This is a genomic window from Streptomyces lancefieldiae (assembly GCF_031845825.1).
Taxonomy (GTDB): domain Bacteria; phylum Actinomycetota; class Actinomycetes; order Streptomycetales; family Streptomycetaceae; genus Streptomyces; species Streptomyces lancefieldiae.
Genome location: NZ_JAVRFH010000144.1, coordinates 1 through 4,258, shown reverse-complemented (window position 1 = coordinate 4,258; position 4,258 = coordinate 1). Strand labels below are relative to the sequence as shown.

Sequence of the window (4,258 nt, the reverse complement as noted above, 5' to 3'; positions counted from 1 at the left end):
CTCCGTGCGCGTGCGCAGTCCGGCGGCCTCCCCGTCCGCGGCCGCGACGGGCGAAGGTGGAGGTGACTGCGGATCGACTGCCACGACTTCTGCTTCCGGCTCCGCGGGCGGCGTGGCGCGCGCGGCGTAGACCTCGCGCGCGTGCTCGTTGCGCCAGGTGATCCGGCGCTCCTGGGCGGCGTAGAGGTCGTCCATCACCTGGTAGGCGTCGGCGGGCCGGAACGCGCCCCGGGTGCGGGTGAGCGAGACGAACGCGACCGGCACCAGGCCCCAGGTGTCGGCGTCGGGGGCCGGGCGCGGCTTGCTGATCCGCCAGTCGTCGCGCGGGTCCGACCGCCACTTCCAGTTCGTCCAGTCCTGGCCTGGCTGTACCGGGTGCTGGAATCGGCGGATGCCGTAGGGGACGAGGACCGCCTTCCCGTCGAGCCAGTACACGTGGCCGCCGGCCTCGTTGATGGCCTTCTGCAGCTCGTTGGGCGCCACCTGCTCGTGCAGTGCCTTCTGCCCCCGCAGCCACACGGGGTGCGGGGCAAGCTGCTGGAACTGGGCGAGGTCGCGTTTGAGGAACCACACATGCCCCGCCCCCGCGTGCTCATCCCGCACAGCGCGGATCCTGCGCCGGATCGCCTCCGGGCCCGGCAGCGCCGACGGCGCCTCGATCACCACCGTCGTGGTCCCGCACCGGGCCAGGACGGCCGGCGGCAGTCCGGACGAGTGCTCAGGGTCCTCTCCTGGGGAGGCGGTGGCGCAGTGCGTGACACCGGGAAGCGCGCGGATCTGCTCCCGCAGATGGAGGACGACCTCGTCGGCGGCGTCCAGCAGCGCCTCCTGCTCCGGTCTGCTGCAGCCGTCGTTGCCGCGGTGCGCGAAGTGCGGCTGGACCTTCGCGCTCGGGCGCGCCCCCTTGAGGACCAGCCGCTCGCCGCAGGCACGGCACCGATAGCGTCCGTCGGCCATGCCGGGCGGCAGGCCCTCGACGCCGTCGTCGACCCATACGGTGGCTCTTCTCTCGGTGTCCCAGGCACTCCTACCCATGCGACTGATCATGTACGGCGTGGGCCGACGCGCGCCCGAGTGCTGTCCGCCCGGCGGGCACCACCGCAGCCCCGGCGCCGCAGGGCGGGCGATGAACTGCTGTGGCATCCCGCCCCGCAGGCTCCTGCACGCGCAGCGCCGCCTTCCCCCTCTCCGTGCCCGAGCGCGGCGCTCTGCCGCACGCGGGCAGCCGCCCGCTACGATGCCGGGCAGGCAGACCTGCTGCCGCCCGCCTCGCACCAGCGGCCCGGACCCGCGTGCATCCCAGGCGCTAAGGGGGAGACCCCACAGTGAGCTCACTTCTGCTGCGCCCACTCGCGGCGTGCCGGTCCGGGAGCCACACCGAGAATCGGGACATCATGGCGAAAGCCGACCGCAACACCGCCGCCCGCGCCGCCGTCACCGGCGAGAACCACGCCCAGGCTCTGTCCTGGATCCGCGCTCACGGCCTCCTTCACGGTCTGGCCCCCGACGCCGAGTCCGCCGAGCAGCAGGCCCTGGAGTCGGCGCTGCTCTTCGCGCTCGCCCGTCCGGTCGGCCCGTTTCACCCCCTCACTCCGAGCGGGAGTCTGTTCGGCATCGCCAAGGCGAGCCCAGGGCCCGGCGACGAGCTGAGGCTGTGGCCGGCGACCGGGTACGAGGCCGAGGTCCTGGCCCGCCTGCTGCCCAGCCGCACGAGCGAGACCGTCTCGACCGTCACCGGCGTTGCCGGACTGCGCTGGGTCCGGGACGGCAAGTACCTCGCCCTTGCCCGGGTGCGCGCCTCGGGTCAGGTGCTGCTCGCTGCGAAGCCCCGCGACGTACGGGAGGCCGGCCGCCTGTGCGTGGAGGCGGGTCTGCTGCCGTTGTGGGACCAGGCCGACACCGCGTTCGAGGACACTCCCCGCCGCGACATCGACATCTCCCTCGCCGAGTCGGCGCCCGCCTGGAGTCGCGCGCTGCGCCGCCCGCTCCTCGCTCGCGAGGTCGCCTCCAGCTGGGCCTCGCGGGAGCCCACGCTCGCCGAGCTGGCCGGTGACGCGTCCGCGCTGATGCCGCGCCGGCACGGGCCGGTCCCCCGGCGCCCGCAGATCGTGCACGTCCGCTCGACGAAAGGCGGGGTCGGCTGCAGCACCCTGAGCGTCCAGATCGCATACGGGCTCACCCGCGCCGGGCGGACCGTTGCCCTGGTGACCGATGACGCGATGGTGCGGCAGGTGGCCAAGGACGCGGCCGACGATGCGGCGGTTTGGCACGAGCCGTTCGCCCCGGCAGGCGGCGGCCGGCTGCTGGCCGCCGGGCACGGCTACTACGGGGAACACCTGGACGTGCGCGCTGCGGAGGCGACGAGCCGCGGGGAGATCGTGGTCCTCGACGTGGGCGGCCGCCCGCCCGCAGAGCTCGCCGCTCTCCCGGTCGCCGACTTGACCGTGCTGACCGACCACTACCGCGCCCGGGACTGGGTCCAGGTCGACGTCATCGACCGCAGGCCCGAGCAGATCCGTGTCTTCGCCGCGCTCGACGAGCACTTCGCCCAGTGGCGGCGCCCCTCGGTGGGGCAGGCCGATGCCGACCGGCTGTGTACGGCGCTGGACCGGGAGTTCTTCTACTACGCCGTGACTCGGTTGTCGGACCCTGATGAGGTCGACGTGTACGACGTCGACGATGCCGAGGACGTCGAGGAGTGGTGGGATTTCGGGGCCGACTGGGGGTCCGGACACCCCGACGATGTCCTGCCGCCCGAAGACGGCGCCCCTCTGGACCTGTGGCGCCGCGACTTCCTGGACTTCATCACCCCCGAGGGGCAGCGCCGGCACCCGGACAGCTGGGATGAAGTGCGCGAATCCTGGATCGCGCACAACCGGCTGCGAAACCTGCAGCGCCTCAGCGCCGACGGAGATCCCATCGAGGACTTGGCCGTGCGGACCTCCGAGTTCCTCGCCACCGCGGCAACCGAGCACGACCCACAGCTGCGCGCGGCCACCGTTGAGGAGCGGGAGACCTGGCTCACCGCGAAGCTGATGCGGTGGCTCGACGCCCGGTTCAACGCGCACCTGCGCCACGATGCCCCGTACCTGCCCCGGTCGGCGGCGGAGACGGTGATGGCGGTCCTGGACGCCCGCTTCCTCACCCACGGGCCGCACCACGCCAAAAGATTTGCGGCGCTGGCTGATGCGGTGACGGGCGACGACTGGTGGGATGCGGCCGCGGCCGCCCGGTCCCTGGATGGCGCCTCCTTCACGCTCCCGCCCGGCCCTGACGAGGATGCGGACGTCCGGGAGCAGGGGTGGGCTGCCTTCCTCGCGGCGGTCGAGGAGGAGGGGGCCCGGCGCCATGGCGAGGTGTGGTCCGAGGTCCGCACGCTGTGGGTGGAGCACCTTCGCCGCCTGGAGCAGGAGGGGCGGGAGCCGTTCGCGCCCGCGGAGGATGACCTTTCCGAGCTGCGCCGGCAGTTTGCTGCCGCGCTCGCCCCGGTCACGGCCGCGGGGGTGGACTGGGGCTCGGCCAGCGGCCGGTGGGTGGCCGGGGTGCGCAGCGACGCCGCGCGGGTCCGGGACTTCGACGACCTCGTCGAGCGCCGCCAGCGGCCCGGCACCGGCGAGGAGACGGCCGCCGCCCTCCTGCGCGGCGCGCGGGTCCTGGGTCTTGACCCGCAGATGCCCGTGGTCATGATCATCAACATGTACCGGCCCATGGGCGGCACTGAAGCCGTCACCGAGACGGCTGACGCTCTGCGCAGCCACGGCGTGGTCGCCCTGTGCACGGTGCGCCAGCGCAAGGCCTTCGAGGAGTTCCTGTTCGCACCCTCGACCTGGAACGACGATCAGGTCAGGCCAGTCCAGGAGGAACTCGGAAGCGTGGTGAGCACCGCCTTGAAGGACGCTCAGAAGACATCGACATCGCCTCGGCGGGGCGGATTCCGGATTGGCCAGGTGGCGCTCCGTCTTGAGGTCGGTGTTCCTTATCGCCCATGTCCTGCTCGCCGAGGTGGGGGCCGAGGTCGTGCGTCTCCTCGTCCGGCCGGCGCCTGCGGGCGTTGTGGGCGCTGTTGCGGTCCGCCCGCAACTCAGCGACTGCGATGGCCCGGAGGCTCCGTGCGTCCGCGGTATGGCGGCCGCGGTGCCAGCCGGGCCGGCTGGACTAGTTGTACTGCCCAGGGACGTTGGTCAACCTGGTGACGGGCGGTTTGCCGCCGGTTGCGGTGTGGGGGCGGTGGGGAGTGTAGTGTTGGAGCCAGGCCGGC

At 73.0% G+C, this 4,258-nt stretch carries 2 protein-coding genes; one reads left to right on the top strand and one right to left on the bottom strand.

From position 1 onward, the window contains the following. Positions 1-1,035: competence protein CoiA family protein (locus RM812_RS40820; protein ID WP_311585876.1), on the bottom strand; the 1,035-nt coding region annotated here is incomplete at its 3' end. A gap of 359 nt (positions 1,036-1,394) precedes the next feature. On the opposite strand from RM812_RS40820, the gene RM812_RS40815 reads away from it, so the two are divergent. After that, positions 1,395-4,193: a hypothetical protein gene (locus tag RM812_RS40815; protein ID WP_311585874.1), complete on the top strand. Its 2,799-nt coding sequence runs from the start codon at positions 1,395-1,397 to the stop codon at positions 4,191-4,193. The last annotated feature ends 65 nt before the right edge of the window (positions 4,194-4,258 follow it).

Bases quoted from the DNA above. Each gene is read 5' to 3' on its own strand.
- RM812_RS40815 (WP_311585874.1), top strand. From the start codon at position 1,395: ATGGCGAAAGCCGACCGCAACACCGCCGCCCGCGCCGCCGTCACCGGC.